We start from the raw sequence: 16,505 nt of genomic DNA, 5'->3' as shown, positions 1-16,505 counted from the left end.
CGGGTTCGGTGGGCCGTTACCTGAACTGAGGGGCGACCTCGTCGCCGAACAGCTCCATCCCACGGGAGTCGGGAAAGTCCAGAAAGAGCAACTGAAGCTTCTCGAAGCCGAGGTCGCGGATACCCTCGATCTGCTCGGCGACCTGGGCGGGCGTCCCGATGAGCATGTCCCCTTTCTCCCGGGCTTCGGCGGCGTCAGTGAGTTGGTCGTCCATGTCCGACTCCTCGCCCCACGGGAGCGGGAAGATCTCCTCGACGGCCGACTCGACGGCGGCTTCGTCCTCCCGGACGAGGACGTGTGCGAGCCACGAGCGGTCGACCTCGTCTGGATCGCGCCCCTCGTTTTCGAGGTACTCGTCGAACTTCCGGGCCTTGAACTCGATGGAGCGCCCGCGGGCGCGGCCGCTGATCTCGACGTTCCACTCGTCGGCGTGGCGGGCGGCGAGGCGGAGCATCTTCGGCCCCGCGCCGCCGACGACGATCGGCGGGTGGGGCTGGCTGACCGGTTTCGGCTCGTTCAGCGCCCCGTCGATCGTGTAGTGGTCCCCCTCGAAGGTCGGCTCCGCCTCGGTGAACATCGCCTTGACGACCTGGATACCCTCTTCGAGCATCTCGATCCGGGTCCCCACGTCGGGGAAGTCGAAGCCGTAGGCGCGGTGTTCTTCCTCGTGCCACCCGGCCCCCAGCCCCAGCCGGAGCCGTCCCTCCGAGAGGACGTCGACCGTCGTCGCCATCTTCGCCAGCAGCGCTGGGTTGCGGTACGTGATCGACCCCACCAGCGGCCCGAGGTCGACATCCTCGGTCCGCTCGGCGAGCGCGCTCAGGAGCGTCCAGACCTCGAACTCCTCGGCTTTCGGGCCGAGCATGAAGTGGTCTGGTGCCCACAATCCTTCGAGGCCGGTGTCGACGGCCGTGTCCACGCCCTGGAGGACCGTCTCCCGGTCGAGCGTATCGAGCATCGGAGTGTCTCGGTGAACGCCAGCGCCCGAATAACACTGGACCATCCAGTCGAACTGCATACGTCGACTGGTACCGGACGGCGAATAACTGTTTGGGGTCGACAGGTAAGCGAGACGAGTGCCCTCGGGCGTGACCCCGAGGCGGTTCACAGCCCGCTGTGTGCGAGCCAGCCGCCGTCGACCGCGAGGTTCGCGCCGGTGATGAACTCCGCCTCGTCGCTGGCGAGGAAGACGGCAGCGTCACCGACGTCTTCCGGTTTCCCGAAGCGGGGCACGAGCGTGTGTTCCTCCGCTTTGGCGACGTCCTCGTCGGTGTTGATGTCCTGTAGCGGCGTCTCGATGTAGCCGGGGTTGATACAGTTGACACGGACGCCGTCCGGCCCGAGTTCGATCGCGAGGTCCCGTGTCATGTTGACGACGCCACCTTTCGCCGCCGCGTATGGTGGGCCACCGCCGCCTTCGAACCCCCGGACAGAACCGATATTGATGATCTGACCCTCGCGTTCGACGAGGTGGGGAACCGCGAACTTGGCGCAGTAGAACGCCCCGCTCAGGTCGATGTCGATGGAGCGTTGCCACTCCTCGATCGTCGTCGATTGGGAGTCCCCGTCGATCTGGATGCCGGCGTTGTTGACGAGGACGTCGACCCCGCCGTAGGTCTCGACTGCCGTCTCGACCATCGCGGCGACGCTGTCGGGGTCGCCGACGTCGGTCTCGACGTACGTGGCATCGCCGGCCGTCTCCTCGGCGATGAGGGCGTCAGTCGGGGTGGTTACGTCGCTGTCGTAGCGCGCTCCCTGTTTCGGTTCTCGCCGAACGTCGGCCACGACGACGTTCGCGCCCTCGTCGCCGAACCGCCGTGCGATACCGCGTCCGATCCCACTCGCCGCACCGGTGACGATAACTGTCCGGTCTGCGTGTCGCTCTCCAGGCATAGCTAGAGATTTACAGCCAGTGACTTAACGGTGTCCGCGTCGCCGGCCGATGCCGACGCTGTCGGTTGCTATCGACACTACATAGTTTCACCTGGCGCTTCGGCGATGGCCGTTGTCAGCCAACACTCCTCGCCGGACGGTGTTCGCTGCCGTTCGACACGCCAGTGGTAGGTCGTCGTCGACCCGTCGTCGTTGACCCGGAACGGCTGGACCGCGACGCGCCCGTTTCGCTCCACCGGCCTGTGGGTCACGGACTCCGCTTCGAGAAGTGGCCGATACCGTGTTCGGACCGTCTCGACGTAGCTCTCGACGGAACCGAAACTCCGGCGAGTGTCGGGCGAGAGGAACCGCCACATCGTTTCGATCCCGCGCCGAGTTCCGTTGTCCGTGAGTAGCGCACCGAGTTGGATGTGAACCACCCGTGCTGGTGGACGCTCACAAGTCCGCTGTACGTCTCGATACGCAGCCGCCGACTCGGGTTCGAACTCGCTCCACTGCCCCAGCCAGACACCGCCGAGTGCGCGGCCGTTCGGCGGGGGCGTCGGTGCCGGTGTCTCGGTGGTGGGCACCGGTGCCGGCGTGACGGGTTGTGCCGGCGTTGACTCACTGGGGCCGAACACGGCCTGACACCCGCCGAGACCCAGACAGAGGGCCACGACAGCGAGCGTCACACACGCACGGCCTCGGTCCATATACGCCACACGGTAGCACGCGTCTTTGCTCTTCCGTTCGGGTCCTGCTCGGCCGGTTAAAGTATGGAGAGGGTTTACTCCCCACTCATCGGCAATTATTCGGTATATATGGTCAAAGATAGTCAGGTATAGACGCTATCGGGAGAATACACAGACAAAGCCCCGATAATTCAGGTGATAGGGATGTATTCAATTTACCCATCGCCAAATACGCCAGTGTCCTGCAGTAATTGGCCGTTCTCAGCGATATCAGCTCGTGAAACGGTGAACGAAGTGATTCGATAGGTAGAAAGCGGCCAAACGACCGGATGGCCGTCAGTCCCGGTCGGCGACGACGGGGTTGGTCAGCGTCCCGATGCCCTCGATCTCGACGTCGACAGTGTCACCCGGTTCGAGTAACTCCGGCGGGTCACGGAAGATACCGACCCCTCCGGGGGTTCCCGTCGAGATGACGTCACCGGGCCGCAACGTCGTGATCCCACTGATGTAGGAGACGACTTCCTCGACGCCGAAGATGAACTCCTCGGTGTTCGACGACTGCATCGTCTCGCCGTTGACACGGCAGGCAACGTCCAGACTGGACGGGTCGAGCCGGTCGTCCGGGACCAGTGTCGGCCCTATCGGTGCGAACGTGTCGTAGCTCTTCCCACGGAAGAACTGCCCGTCGTCGAACTGTGCGTCCCGCCCACTCACGTCGTTTATCGCGGTGTAACCGGCGATGTAGTCCCGCGCGTCAGCAGTGGAAACGTCCTTTGCAGTCCGGCCGATGACCACACCGAGTTCGACTTCGAAGTCGACTTCGTCGAGTTCGGCGGGGTGGACGATCGGATCACCGGGGTTCGTGACCGACGTTCCTGACTTCCCGAACAGGAGTGGGCGTTCGGGTACGTCCTCGTCTTGCTCCTCAGCGTGGTCGTGGTAGTTCAGTCCGACACAGATGATCTTGCCCGGCCGAGGAACCGGTGCAAGCAGGGTCGTCTCCGACGCCGGGATGGCCGTTGCTTCCATCGCGTCGGCGGCGTCTTCGACGACTCGGAGGAAGCCAGCGTCGGTCAACTGTTGGTACGTGATCTCCTCTCTGAGTCCCGCGAGCGGGACGATCTCCTCGTCGCGATGGATGCCCCACGACGGAGCCCCACCGGTCGTGTATCTGACGAATTTCATCACGGTATACTGTCGAGCGCTGGAACCTAATTGTTGTGTTTGCCCGCGGTCACGAATACGTCAGGTTTACTTCGACGACGTTCGCACTGCGCAGGATCTGTGAGGGGATTTCGTCGGTAAAGCGGTCGTCCTGCATCCGACTCTTCGGGCCGGAGACGCTCACGGCCGCGATGGCACGGTCGTCCTGGTCTAGTATCGGGGCAGCGACACATCGCATCCCTTTGACGCGTTCCTCGTCGTCGTAGGCGTAGCCCCGCTCACGAACGTCTTCGAGCGTCTCGTATAGTTCGGACTGGTCGGTGATGGTCTCGTCCGTGATCGCAGGAAGCCCGTGCCGTTCGACGATCGCCTCGACCTCCGATTGGGGCCGGAAGGCCATGATTGTCTTTCCGAGGGCAGTGGTCTGGAGCGGGACTCGCATCCCTGCGTGTGTATCCAGTTGCACCGCGTCCGGCCCACGCGCTCGATAGAGAAACACGCCGAGACCGTGTTCCTCGATCATCAAGTTCGCGTGTTCCCCGGTCGTTTCTGCCAGCTCTTCGACCTCCGGACGCGCTATTTTGAAGACCTTCTTGCGGGACCGAGCTTGATCACCCAACTGCAGGAATCGGGTACTCACGTGGTACTGACTGTCCTCTTTGACGAGATACTGTTCCTCTTCGAGCGTTCGCAAGTGGTCGTGGACCGTGCTCGTCGGCTTGTCAAGCGCGTTTGCGACGTCCGAGACACCGGCACCGTCTCGCTCTCTGAGTAACTCGACGATCTCCAGTGAGACCTTCGCCGCCTTGACTGGGACCTCCGGGCTCATATGCGACAGTAGACACGGTTCGACAAAAGAAGTTCCGCTATTACCGGATACATCTCCGAGGATATCAGCCCCGAAAAGCCGCTGTTACCGGAACTCCGACACGACCTCGTCGGCGAACAGTTCCATCCCCTCGGTGTCCGGGAAGTCGATGAACCAGCCCTGGAACTTCGTGACGCCGGCGTCGATCCGCGCGTCGATCGCCTCGGCACACTCCTCGGGGGTTCCCATAACGAAGTACTCGCGGGCGTCTTCCTCGGTCCGGATCGGCGCCTGGTCCTGGTACTCTTCCTCGAACTGGATCGGGAGCATCAGGTCCAGCAGCCGGTCCAGTTTCTCCTCGTCGCGCGTACAGATAACATGGCCGTCCCAGGAGTACTCGATCTCGTCGGAGTCACGACCGACAGTCTCGCAGTGGTCCTCGATGACGTCGATCTTGTGTTCCAGCGTGTCGACGTCGCCGTTGAACACGTCCGTGTTCCAGACGTCGGCGTGTTTCGCGACGAGTTTCAGCGTCACCTCCTCGCCCTGCCCGCCGACGAGGATCTCGGGGTGAGGCTCCTGGACTGGCGTGGGTGCGCAGGGCGCATCCTCGATCTGGTAGTGATCGCCGTCGAAACTCGCCCCGTCGCCGCCGGCGTCCCACATCCGTTTCATCAGCCGGATCGACTCGTCTAGCCGCATCAGCCGCTCGAAGCCGTCACGGTACTCCCAGCCGTAGGCGTCGTACTCCGGTTCGTGCCAGCCGGCACCGAGGCCGAGTTCGAGCCGGCCCTCGGAGACGACGTCCAGCGTGGCCGCCATCTTCGCGACCAGTGCCGGGTTGCGGTAGTCGTTACAGAGTACGAGCGACCCGATATTGATATCGTCGGTGAAGCCGGCCATCGCCGACAGGAGCGTCCAGCATTCGTACTCGGCACGGTCCCGACCGAGCATCAGGTGGTCGGGTGCCCAGGCGGCGTCGAATCCCAACTCCTCGGCTTTCTCGATACCGCGGCGAGTCGTCTCCCAGTCCAATACCTCGTACTCCGGCGTATCACGGTGGACAGGCTCGTCGTCGCCGGCATCGGGCGCACCCGCGAACACCGGAACGTTGTATTCGAATTTGATATCAGCCATCGTTACTCGATCGCGAAGTGTTCGAGTGCGTCGTGGTTCAGCTGCGTACTAACACCGGGTTCGTCGGGCAGCGGGATCGACCCGTCCTCGGGTGAGGGCGGGTTCTCGAAGATGGCGTCGGCGTAGGTCGACTCCTGTTCTTCCTGCTGCTCTTGGAACCACTCCGGCGTCGGGAAGTACTCCGCCATCGGCATGTTTGTGTGCCCTGCGATGGCGTGGAGTGTCGGGTTGGTGCCGGCGTGAGGAACTACGGGCACGTCGTGGACTTCCGCCATATCTGCGACCTTCTGGAGTTCCGTAATCCCCCCGACGCGGCCCACGTCGGGCTGGAGGATATCGACGGCCTCGCGTTCGAGCAGTTCCTCGTGGCCCCAGCGTGTGAACTCGTGTTCGCCGCCGGAGATGGGCATCGGTGCAGCCTCTCGAACCTCCGCGTAGCCGTCGATGTCGTCGGCGATGACCGGCTCCTCGACCCACGCCATGTCGTACTTCCCGAGGCGCTGGGTCATCTTTTTCGCGTAGTTCACGGACCAGCCCATGTAGGCGTCGCCCGCGATGTCGATCTCGTGGCCGACGGCATCCCGGACGGTCTTGACGATCTCTTCGTTTTTCTCCATCCCCGAACGGCCGTCCTCCGGGCCGTGGAGGAAACGGAGTTTCACCGCGTCGAAGCCCGCCTCGGCGTACTCGATGGCTTCGCGTTCGAGTTTCTCCATGTCGACAGGGTGGAGATTAGACGCGTAGGCGGGAATCTCGTCTTTCGTGGGACCGCCGAGCAGTTCGTAGACGGGTTTCCCGACCTCTTTCCCGGCGATGTCCCACAGCGCCTGGTCGACGGCACTGATCGCCATGACGGCGACGCCCTTCCGGCCGTAGGGAAGTGTCGCCCGGTACATCTGCTCCCAGAGGCGCTCGCGCCGCGTCGGGTCCTCGCCGATCACGAGCTTCGAGAGCGTCTCCTCGACGACAGTTGCGATGGCGCCTGTCCCCCAGTTCCCGACACCGACCCCGGTGACCCCCGCGTCGGTCTCGACTTCGACGACGACGTCGCCGACTGGCCCCATCCACTTCCGTCGTGCTTGGGGGTTCTCGCCGTCGACGTTACGGTACTCGTCGTACTTCGACATGATGGTGACGAGGGGAAATTCGATGAACTCACCCCAAGACTCGTTGCTCACTTTGGTCGCTGAAACGTCTGTAATCTCCATCGTACGATACTACGACCGTTCGGCGTAGCTAAAGTCTTTTTGTCGCCGATCACTGGTCGGATGAAACGGTCGTGACTACTCGTCCGCGTCACGGTCTGGCGCCGATGTCGTGGTCAGTTGAACTGGAAGACTGGTTTGCAGGTCTCGGAGGCGAGAAACGCCTCGAACGCGTCCCGAGGCTCGTCTACGTCGTAGGACGTATCGATGATGTCATCGACGGCGATCTCTCCGCGTTCCATCAGCCGGAGCGCCTGCTCGAAGTTGGTCCACGTCGAGCCATATGAGGTGTTGATGTCGACCTCGCCACGGACCGTCGATGTGAGCGTTACCTGGCTGCTGTCGTTCGGAATCCCGACGACGACGATCTGTCCACCTTTCCGGACGTGGTCGTTCGCCGTGACGATACCCGAGTGGTGGCCGGTCGAATCGAACACGACGTCGAAACCGATCCCGTCGGTGTGGCGTTCGGCTGCGGCGTCGAGATCTGCGGACTGGACGTCGACAGTCGGGATGCCGAGATCTTCGAGCAACGGGAGGCGATAGCTCGCGTCCTGATCGAGTCCGGAGACGACGACGTTGGCTCCCAGCGAATCCGCGACGGCGGCGACGAGCACGCCGATCGGACCGGGCCCCTCTACGAGAACGGTATCGCCCGGCTTCGTCACCGACTGTTCGAGCACGGCACGTGTCGCGATACTCGTCGGTTCGGTGATGGCAGCGTGGCGAAGCGGGACGCTCTCCGGGACGGCGTGGACGTGTTCCGGTGCGACTGCGACGTACTCGGCGTAGGCTCCGTCCCGGTGCATCCCGGTGATCGAGAAGTTCTGACAGACGTTCGGCTGTCCGTTCTTACACTGGAAGCAGTGCCCACAGTCGTGTATCGGTTCTTCGATGATCCTGTCACCCGGGGCGAACCCCTCGACGTCGTCGCCGACCGCTGTTACCTCGCCGGAGTACTCGTGGCCCATAATCCGCGGAATCGGGATCCACTCGTATCCGCCGTCGTACTTGTATGCGTGTGCATCGCTGCCACAGAGCCCCGCGGTATGCACTTTGACGAGTAGCTCGTCGGGGGCGATCGTCGGTTGGTCTCGTTCCTGTATCTCCACGGATTTGGGGCCTGTCTGGACGATTGCTTTCATGATTGGTAGTAGGTAGGTGCCGAGGTCGTGCGGTTATGCTTCGACGCTGTCGACCGATGCCTCATTGTCACCCCGCTCGCTCACCAGCCGTCCCTTCAGTAGCGCCTCGCTCTCGGCGTCGAACAGGTAGACGTGTTCGGGTGCGATGGTGAGCGACAGTTGGTCCGTCGGTTCGATGTCGTGGAAGTTGCCGACTTTCGCCGTCACGTCCCCGAGGAGCGACGTGCTGTGGACGATCGCTTCGGTCCCGACCGGCTCGACGACACGGACATCGGTGTCGAACTCCGGCCCGTCGGTTGCCCGGTTCCGGGCCTGGTAGAGGTCCTGTGGCCGAAAGCCCACGAGAACGTCCTCGGTCGTGATCTCCGCATCGACCAGGGCCTTCGGAACGTCGAACGAGAGCAGGTCCATGTCGATACGGTACGCGTCACCCCCGTCGGTGATGGTCCCGTCGAAGAGGTTCATATCCGGGCTTCCGACGAACTGCGCGACAAAGAGGTTCGTGGGCTCGTTGAAGACCTGATCGGGTGATCCGAGTTGCTGGAGTTGCCCGTCGTTCAGAACAGCGATCTTGTCGGCGATCGTCATCGCCTCCTCCTGGTTGTGGGTCACGTACGCCGACGTGATCCCGACTTTCGACTGGAGTTCGTCGATCTCCGTCCGCATCGTCTTCCGGAGTTTGGCGTCCAGATTCGCCAGCGGCTCGTCGAACAGGAACAGCCGGGGTTCGCGGATGATGGCGCGCCCGAGCGCGACACGCTGTTTCTGGCCGCCCGAGAGCTGTGCCGGCTTGTTGTTCAGTAACTCCTCGATCTCGAGCATCTCGGCGACTTCGGTGACGCGTCCCTTGATCTCGTCGGCAGACATGCCGTTGTCCTCCCGACGGAGCCCGAACCCGAGGTTCTCACGGACAGTCATGTGTGGGTACAGGGCGAAGTCCTGGAACACCATGGCAACGTCACGGTTCCGGGCCTTCACGTCGTTGACGACCGTCCCGTCGAACCTGACCTCCCCTTCCGTCGGGTCTTCGAGCCCGCCGATCATCCGGAGCGTCGTCGTCTTCCCACAGCCACTGGGTCCCAGTAAGACGAGGAACTCACCGTCCGGGACGTCGATGTGCAGGTCCTTTACCGCGACGACACCGTCCGTGGACGGATCGCCGAACACTTTCGTGACACTATCTAGTTCGAGGTGTGTCATTGAAAAGTGGTACCGTCCAACGCATCTTAAAGCTAGCGTCCCGTCGGTGGGCTGAGAGGGGGATTACCCCTTTATTGCGCCGCCAGTGAGCCCCTGCACGAAGTATCGCTGGATGTAGGCCAGGCCAGCGAGCACCGGGATCGAGACGATGATCGAGGCCGCCGCGACGACGTTCCACTGCGTGTTGAACCCCTGCACGAAGGTCAGCAGTCCCGGCGGGACAGTGAACTTCGAGTTGTCAAGCAGCGTCAGCGCGAACACCAGTTCGTTCCACGCGAGCAGGAACGCGAAGATGAAGGAGGCGATGAGCGAGTTCCGCGCCATCGGGACGAGCACGTACCAGAACGTCTCGAAGGGCGTACACTGGTCGATCCGAGAGGCTTCGAGGATCGAGTCCGGGAAGTCGTCGAAAAAGCCCTTCATGAGCCAGACCACGAACGGCGCAGTCATCGCGCCGTAGATGAGGACGAGCGCGAGATGCGTGTTGAACAGTCCGAGATACGAGATGAGCTCCCACTCGGGAACCATGATTGCGGTTCCCGGAAACATCAACGAAGCTAACAGGAGGCTCATCAGGAGGTTCTTCCCGCGGAAGTCACGGCGCGAGAGGACGTACGAGGCCCCCGTTCCGAGAACGACGGCGATGACCCCGGCCCCGACGGCGACCTTGAGGCTGCTGAGAACGAGTCCCAGGAGGTTGATGTCGATCGCCGAGGTCACCGTGACTCCGAACAGGTTCTGGACCACCCCGGCGTACCCGCCCGCCTGGATCGACGACTCGATGACGAGCCGGAACCCCTCGAACGAGAAGTCGTTCGGGAAGACTGTCGGTGGAATCTGCTGGATCTCCGACGTCGTCTTGAACGCGGTCACGACCATCCAGTACAGCGGGAACAGGATGAACGAACCGATGAGGAGCGTCAGGAGGCCGATTGCCGTCTTCCGGACGTAGCCACCCGCTTTCGAGTCGTAGAGCCACGACTGGTTCTTCCGGAACTCTGCTGTCGGATCTGTATCTTGTGTCGTCATGACATTTCACCCTGAACCTTGTCGTAGAACTGGATGTAGTAGTACGAGAACACCAGCAGCACGACGAACAACATCACCGAGAGTGCGGAAGCGAACCCGACCTCGAAGTCGACGAACGCCGACCGGTAGATCATCACCGGGAGCGTACTACTGGAGACCCCGGGACCGCCCTTGGTCATCACCCACACCATCGAGAAGTTCCTGACGTTGTAGATCAACATCAGGAGGAAGCCGATAGCGAGGTTGTACTTCATCATCGGGATCGTAATGTACCGGAACTGCTCCCACGGCGTGGCACCGTCCATCCGCGCAGCCTCGTAGAGGTGCTCGTCGATACCCTGGAGCGATGTCAGCGTGAGAAGCGCGAACAACGGTGCGAGCCGCCAGATCATCCCGATGATGGGCGGCCACAGCGACAGCTCCGTCGACCCCAGCATGACGATATACTCGTCGACGATACCGATCTGGACCAGCAGTTCGTTGATAATCCCCTGTGAGCCGCCGAACATGAACTGCCAGATCGACGCGCCGACGACCCGTGGGAGCACCCACGGGATCAACACGATCGCGCTCGCGACACTCGTATACGGGAGCTTCTCGTCGAGAAGCCACCCCATCAGAAACCCGAGGACAATCGCTACCAGACTGCCGACGGTCACCCAGATAGCCGTGTTCCAGAGGACCTGATGAATGTCCGGGTCCGTCCAGATCTCCACGTAGTTCGCCAACCCGACGAACTCAGCCTGGTCGGGCTGGAGCAGGCTCTTCGTGAAGAAACTGGAGTAGATCGCCTGCGCGATGGGGTAGAGGATGAACACCCCGACCAGCGTCATCACTGGCAGGATCGGCAGGTACACCCGGAGACTCTCCGGAACGTGTCTAGCCACGTTCTCGTAGGACGACTGTGCGTGGTCTACGTAACTCATGGTTGAATCGTATCTACCTCCATTGTGAGTGGGTTCCAATGAGAATATCTCCCGCCCGCTCAGGCGATGTTCTCGTCGACGACTTCCTGGATCTGGGAGTTGGCACTGCTACAGGCCTCTTCTGCCGTCGCGTTGCCGAGCACCACTGGCTGGATGACCTGGGTGTTGATGATGCTCTGCATCTGCGCGATGCCCGAAAACGAAGGGAACCGGGAGGTTCGGGTGAACAGATCGTCGTTCTCGTAGAGCGTCACGAGGTCGCCGAACTGGCTCTGGAACAGATCGCTCGGGTCCTCGAAGGCGCTCTGTAGCGTGGGAACCCGACCCCGAATCCCGACGTCGGCGTCCGCGCTGTAGGTCCAGGGGGCGAGTTGATCGGGCTGGTTCCACCAGTTGATGTAGTCGAAGGCGGCGTCCTGTTCGGCCCCGCTTCCGGACCCGGCACCCAGCATAAAGCCCTGGGCGTTCTGCAACAGGAGGTCCCGGGGTTCGAAGTTCCCCGAAGGGGATTCGGGCAACGGCGCTCGGGTAACGGTATGTCCTTCGCCGTCGAGCCACGGCTGGGGTGCTCCGGTCGTTTGGTAGATCGCGTTCGCGTGCGAGTAGGTGATGAGGATTCCCGACTCACCCTCACGGAGCAGTCGACCGGCCGCGATGTGGTTGTTCTCCGCCATCGAGTCCGGAAACAGACCCGCCTCGGCGATGTCCTGATACAGTTTCACGGCGTCGACGAAACCGGGCTGATCGACGGTCGCTTCCATCGTCTCGGGGTCGAAGTACCGGCCGCCGTTGGCGTACACGAAGCCGATGAAATACCCCGTCGTCAGACCGAAGTCCGTTCCCGGCGCGGTGATCGCCGCCGATACCTCGTCGATTTCCTGCATCTCCTGGCCCAGTTGCAGGAGTTCGGGCCAGTTCCGTGGGGGCTGATCGAAGCTCGTCTGCTCCAGATAGTCCGTCCTGATGTCCACGAACGGTCCAAGGTCGGCATAGCCCCCTGGAAGGCCCCACTGACGCTCGCCGCTCGTTTCGCCGAGGCCCTCGTAGACGACGGTGTCGATGTTGGCCTGGATAAAGTGGCTGTTGACCTCCTCGAGTTGGTCCTGGTACGCGTCCTGGTCGAGGGGCTGGATCGCTCCTGCGCCGACGTAGTCGGGGATCTGTTGACACTGGCCGGCCATCACGTGAGGCAGGTTGTCGTTGGCCGCCGCAGAGGCGATGATCTGGTACTTCTGTCCCCACTCCTGGTGCTGGTAGCTGACGTTGTGTGTCTCGTAGTTGTCGTAGTGTCCACTGATGTACTCCCGTTCGGCCGGGATGCCGCCGAACAACCAGAAGTCGAGGTCCTGTGGTCCGGAGCCGCCGTCACCGCTTCCACCGTCGCCGCCACTGCCGCCGCTGCCACCGCTCCCGCCGTCACCGCCACACCCGGCGAGGCCGGCGGCCATCGCGGTGCCGAGTCCAGTCAGATATTGTCGCCTGTCGAGTCCAGTGGGTGAGCCATCGGTTGTCATGATACGCTATCTTGTAGAAGGCGTGTTGTATATAATAAATTTACCGGAATTTACAGTGTCGGTTTCAGGAAATTGCCGACATCTCCGCCCCACTGAACCGGGCGGAGACAAGGGTCGAACGGGTCGGAACCGCGACGAACAGGCCCGTATACTAACCAAAACTAAATGATGGAGCGGTCCTGAAGTTCGGACACGAATGACCGAAAGCGACTCACCCTTCGCGGCATCTCTCGACGAACTAGGCGTGACCGTTACGAGCACAGATCGGGCGGGGGTTCCTGCGGCCATCGACGAGGCGGTCGTCGAACCAGCTGTGGGCGTCTCCCCAGGCGAAGAGTTCGCACACGGGGACTTCCCGCTCGCGGAGGCCGGGATCGACCTCGATCCCACGCCGGCGGCCCTCGAAGCAGCCACGACAGGTGTCTCGGTCGCCGAACTCGGAATCGGTGACTACGGCTCGCTCGCGTTGACTTCGACCGGTGACGGGAGCGAGTTGGTGAGTCTGTTCGTCGAGCGTCACGTCGCGTTGCTCCACGAAGACGATATCGCTCCGGACATGGACGAAGCCGTCGAAACCCTCGAAAAGACGCTCGCTCGGACACGCGGGAGTACGATCATCGCAACGGGGCCGAGCGCGACGGCCGACATGGGGGCGCTCGTCAAGGGGGCACACGGCCCGGAGACAGTCCACGTCATCGTCGTCGAGGGGGGTGAGTAACGATGGCTACCGCAGACGAGCTCCGTGAACTGATGCGGACCGAGGGGGCAGCAGTCGCCGAGAACACCCAGGGATTCAACGAAGGGCGGTACCGCTCGGTCGCGGAGCTATCCGACTACGAGGAACTGAAGTCCGAGGCCCGCGCGATCAAGGAGGACGCGATCGAACGGCTGCCGGAACTGCTCGACGAGCTGACCGAAACTGTCGAGGAGAACGGCGGGACAGTGTACCTAGCCGACGACGCTGCCGACGCGAACGACTACATCCGCGAGGTGGTCGCGGACCGAGACGCCGACCGCGTCGTCAAGAGTAAATCGATGACCAGCGAGGAGATCGAGGTCAACGACACGCTCGAAGCCGACGGTGTCGACGTCGTCGAGACGGATCTCGGCGAGTGGGTCCTGCAGGTAGCCGACGAGGCCCCGTCACACATCGTCGCGCCGGCGATCCACAAGTCCCGCGAGAGCATCGCCGAACTGTTCAACGAAGTGTTCGACCCCGACGAGCCGCTGGAGACTGCCGAGGAGCTGACCCGCTTTGCTCGCGAGAAGTTGGGTGAGAAAATCGTCGACGCCGAGGTCGGACTGACCGGTGCGAACTTCGTCACGGCGGAGTCGGGGACCATGGCGCTGGTCACGAGCGAAGGCAACGCACGGAAGACCGTCGCGGCCACCGACACCCACGTCGCTGTTGCGGGCGTGGAGAAGGTGATCCCGACGGTCGGGGACCTCCACCCGTTCGTCGAACTCATCGGCCGGTCGGGCACCGGACAGGACATCACCTCGTATGTCTCGCTGTTGACGCCACCGGTCGAGACACCGGTCGTCGACTTCGACGACGACGAGACGCCGCTCTCGGAGTTCGATACCGACCGGGAGTTCCACCTCGTGTTGATCGACAACGGCCGGATGGCGATGCGGGAGGACGACCAACTGCGGGAGACGCTGTACTGTATCCGCTGTTCGGCCTGTGCGAACTCCTGTGCGAACTTCCAGAGCGTGGGCGGACACGCCTTCGGCGGTGAGACGTACTCCGGTGGGATCGCAACCGGCTGGGAAGCAGGTATCGAGGGCCTCGACGTGGCAGCGGAGTTCAACGACCTCTGTACTGGGTGTAGCCGCTGTGTGAACGCCTGTCCGGTCGAGATCGACATCCCGTGGATCAACACGGTCGTCCGTGATCGGATCAACCGCGAGGGCGACGAACCCGCCGACTGGCTTGTCGACGGGCTCACTCCCGACGCCGAGCCCGACTCGCCGTCCCTCCAGAAGCGGTTCTTCGGGAACTTCGAGACTGTCGCCAAACTGGGAACGGCGACCGCACCCGTGTCGAACTGGCTCGCCAGTACCGGGTTGTCACGGAAGGCGATGGCCTGGGCGCTGGATATCGACCCCCGGCGTGAGCTGCCGAGCTTCGAGCGCGAGACGTTCGTCGACTGGGCTCGAAACCGCGACTCGACTGTCGAGGACCCCCAGCGACGGGCCGTGGTCTATCCGGACCTCTATACGAACCACGTCCAGGTCAGCCGGGGGAAGGCGGCCGTGAAAGTCCTCGAAGCGTTAGGTGTCGACGTGGTCGTTCCGGCCGTCGCGTCGAGCGGCCGCGCGCCCCTGTCTCAGGGGATGGTTGCGACGGCCCGGACCCACGCACAGCGAGTCACCGAGACGCTGGCACCGCACGTCGACGACGGGCGAGACGTGATCGTCATCGAACCGAGTGACCACGCGATGTTCCAGCGTGAGTACGAGAAACTGCTGGACGAAGCGACGTTTACCGATCTCGCCGAGAACAGCTACGAAGTGTTCGAGTACGTCTACGGACTCCTCGAAAACGGTGCCGCGGTAGGTCAGCTCCCGAGCGGGGACGACGAAGCGCTCGCGTACCACAGCCACTGTCAACAGCGGACGCTCGGCCTCGAAGCCCATACCGTCGCCGTCCTGGAGCAGTGTGGGTACGACGTCGTGACCTCGGACGTCGAGTGTTGCGGGATGGCCGGGAGCTTCGGCTACAAGTCCGACTACTACGAACTCAGCATGGATGTCGGTGACCGGCTCCGGGAGCAGTTGGAGGCCAACGGGGTACAGGATCGCCGAGTCGTCGCCAGCGGGACCTCCTGTCTCGAACAGATCGACGCACTGCTCGAACGACACCCCAGTCATCCGATCGAACTACTGGCAGAGTAGCCGGCGTCACCGGACCCATCACCCGAGGCCGACGTGCCGGCGGAACGCCCGCCCCGTGATCCACTGGCGGTCTTTCTTCGACAGCGAATCGACCTGTCGGAGCCAGTTGTACGACTCGGGATAGGTGGCAACGTCGCTGACGTTAGGGAAGTCAGAGCCCCAGACCACGCGGTCCCGACCGAACGCGTCTAGGAACCATCGGACGTGGTCGTGCATGTCGGTGTACGGGAACGCAGCGTCGGACATGTGCGGTATCTCGGAGACTTTCACCGCGACATTGTCGTAGGTAGCGAGGTCAGCGAACTGTGCGAACGTCCCAGATTCGATCGGCGTCTCGGGGCCAGCGTGTGCGAAGTGGTCGAAGAGATAGGTGAGTTCCGGATACGCTTCGACGACTTCGAGGGCCTGGTCCAGTTGGCTATGGTCACAGAGGAGTTGAACGACGGCGTCGGTTTCGACGGCGGCATCCCAGAACGCAGTCTCCTGAAGTGACTCCCGAAGCCAGGTCGCGTCCGGATCGAACGTCTCCCACATCCGATCGTAAGGACACGCCGCGCCCAGCCGAAATCCGAGAACCCCATCGGTCTCCAGACACTGTCGGAGGTGGGCTGGCGCGTCCTCCGCGAACGGATCGAGCATCACGATACCGGACAGCCGATCGGACTCGGCCACGACCTCTCGCGTGTACCAGTTGTCCGTCCAGTCACAGATCGGGTATCCGACGACGACGGCCTCGTCGATACCGTTCCGGTCCATGTCGGCCAGCAACCGGTCGGCTGTGTAGACTGTGTGAACGTCGAAGGCGTCGACGAGGTCCAGTATCGGCCCGTTCACCCACGGGTGGTCGTCGGTGGCAGGCCCCCAGGCGTGGGTATGGGTATCAAACATACCACGAGTGTCGTCGTTCGGGCT

The 16,505-nt window shown here is 62.8% G+C and carries 15 protein-coding genes; 2 read left to right on the top strand and 13 right to left on the bottom strand.

Translation table 11 applies throughout. The features are described 5' to 3' along the window. Positions 1 to 16 precede the first annotated feature (16 nt). The 12 genes from P0204_RS17280 to P0204_RS17225 form a co-directional block, all read right to left on the bottom strand. A complete protein-coding gene (locus P0204_RS17280; protein ID WP_276223982.1) occupies positions 17 to 1,018 on the bottom strand; it encodes a TIGR03560 family F420-dependent LLM class oxidoreductase in 1,002 nt (333 codons plus the stop codon). 86 nt (positions 1,019 to 1,104) lie between these two features. Next, positions 1,105 to 1,893, bottom strand: a complete 789-nt coding sequence (locus tag P0204_RS17275; protein WP_276223980.1) for an SDR family NAD(P)-dependent oxidoreductase — start codon at positions 1,891 to 1,893, stop codon at positions 1,105 to 1,107. A gap of 77 nt (positions 1,894 to 1,970) precedes the next feature. Further along, the gene (locus P0204_RS17270) at positions 1,971 to 2,564 is read right to left on the bottom strand and encodes a DUF4864 domain-containing protein (RefSeq protein WP_276223978.1); all 594 of its coding nucleotides are present in this window, start codon (positions 2,562 to 2,564) and stop codon (positions 1,971 to 1,973) included. Positions 2,565 to 2,900: 336 nt separating this feature from the next. Next, complete coding sequence (locus P0204_RS17265; protein ID WP_276223977.1) at positions 2,901 to 3,749, bottom strand: fumarylacetoacetate hydrolase family protein; 849 nt, start codon at positions 3,747 to 3,749, stop codon at positions 2,901 to 2,903. 49 nt (positions 3,750 to 3,798) lie between these two features. Then, positions 3,799 to 4,557, bottom strand: a complete 759-nt coding sequence (locus P0204_RS17260; RefSeq protein WP_276223975.1) for an IclR family transcriptional regulator — start codon at positions 4,555 to 4,557, stop codon at positions 3,799 to 3,801. A gap of 84 nt (positions 4,558 to 4,641) precedes the next feature. After that, positions 4,642 to 5,673, bottom strand: a complete 1,032-nt coding sequence (locus tag P0204_RS17255; RefSeq protein ID WP_276223972.1) for an LLM class flavin-dependent oxidoreductase — start codon at positions 5,671 to 5,673, stop codon at positions 4,642 to 4,644. Between the two features lie 2 nt (positions 5,674 to 5,675). After that, entirely contained in the window at positions 5,676 to 6,881 is a 1,206-nt protein-coding gene (gene rhcD / locus P0204_RS17250; RefSeq protein ID WP_276223971.1) for an L-rhamnonate dehydratase, read from the bottom strand. A 113-nt stretch (positions 6,882 to 6,994) separates the two neighbouring features. After that, entirely contained in the window at positions 6,995 to 8,023 is a 1,029-nt protein-coding gene (rhcE, locus tag P0204_RS17245; RefSeq protein ID WP_276223970.1) for a 2-keto-3-deoxy-L-rhamnonate dehydrogenase, read from the bottom strand. Positions 8,024 to 8,056: 33 nt separating this feature from the next. Next, the gene (locus P0204_RS17240; RefSeq protein ID WP_276223969.1) at positions 8,057 to 9,223 is read right to left on the bottom strand and encodes an ABC transporter ATP-binding protein; all 1,167 of its coding nucleotides are present in this window, start codon (positions 9,221 to 9,223) and stop codon (positions 8,057 to 8,059) included. 63 nt (positions 9,224 to 9,286) lie between these two features. Further along, positions 9,287 to 10,252, bottom strand: coding sequence for a carbohydrate ABC transporter permease (locus P0204_RS17235; RefSeq protein WP_276223967.1), 966 nt, complete (start codon positions 10,250 to 10,252; stop codon positions 9,287 to 9,289). After that, on the bottom strand, positions 10,249 to 11,178 hold the full coding sequence (locus tag P0204_RS17230) for a carbohydrate ABC transporter permease (protein ID WP_276223965.1): 930 nt from the start codon (positions 11,176 to 11,178) through the stop codon (positions 10,249 to 10,251). Before P0204_RS17230 ends, P0204_RS17235 begins: the two co-directional genes overlap by 4 nt. A gap of 59 nt (positions 11,179 to 11,237) precedes the next feature. Beyond that, positions 11,238 to 12,626, bottom strand: a complete 1,389-nt coding sequence (locus P0204_RS17225; RefSeq protein ID WP_276223997.1) for an ABC transporter substrate-binding protein — start codon at positions 12,624 to 12,626, stop codon at positions 11,238 to 11,240. A gap of 262 nt (positions 12,627 to 12,888) precedes the next feature. Here P0204_RS17225 and P0204_RS17220 point away from each other — a divergent pair, with 262 nt between their 5' ends. Both P0204_RS17220 and P0204_RS17215 read left to right on the top strand, forming a co-directional pair. Then, on the top strand, positions 12,889 to 13,410 hold the full coding sequence (locus P0204_RS17220) for an LUD domain-containing protein (protein WP_276223963.1): 522 nt from the start codon (positions 12,889 to 12,891) through the stop codon (positions 13,408 to 13,410). A gap of 2 nt (positions 13,411 to 13,412) precedes the next feature. After that, a complete protein-coding gene (locus P0204_RS17215) occupies positions 13,413 to 15,593 on the top strand; it encodes an LUD domain-containing protein (protein WP_276223962.1) in 2,181 nt (726 codons plus the stop codon). Between the two features lie 18 nt (positions 15,594 to 15,611). Here the strand turns inward: P0204_RS17215 and P0204_RS17210 are convergent, their stop codons facing one another. Further along, positions 15,612 to 16,481, bottom strand: coding sequence for an amidohydrolase family protein (locus tag P0204_RS17210; protein WP_276223960.1), 870 nt, complete (start codon positions 16,479 to 16,481; stop codon positions 15,612 to 15,614). Positions 16,482 to 16,505: the final 24 nt, after the last annotated feature.

This window comes from Haloarcula halophila, assembly GCF_029278565.1.
Classification (GTDB): Archaea; Halobacteriota; Halobacteria; order Halobacteriales; family Haloarculaceae; genus Haloarcula; species Haloarcula halophila.
This window is presented reverse-complemented; position numbering and strand designations above follow the sequence as displayed.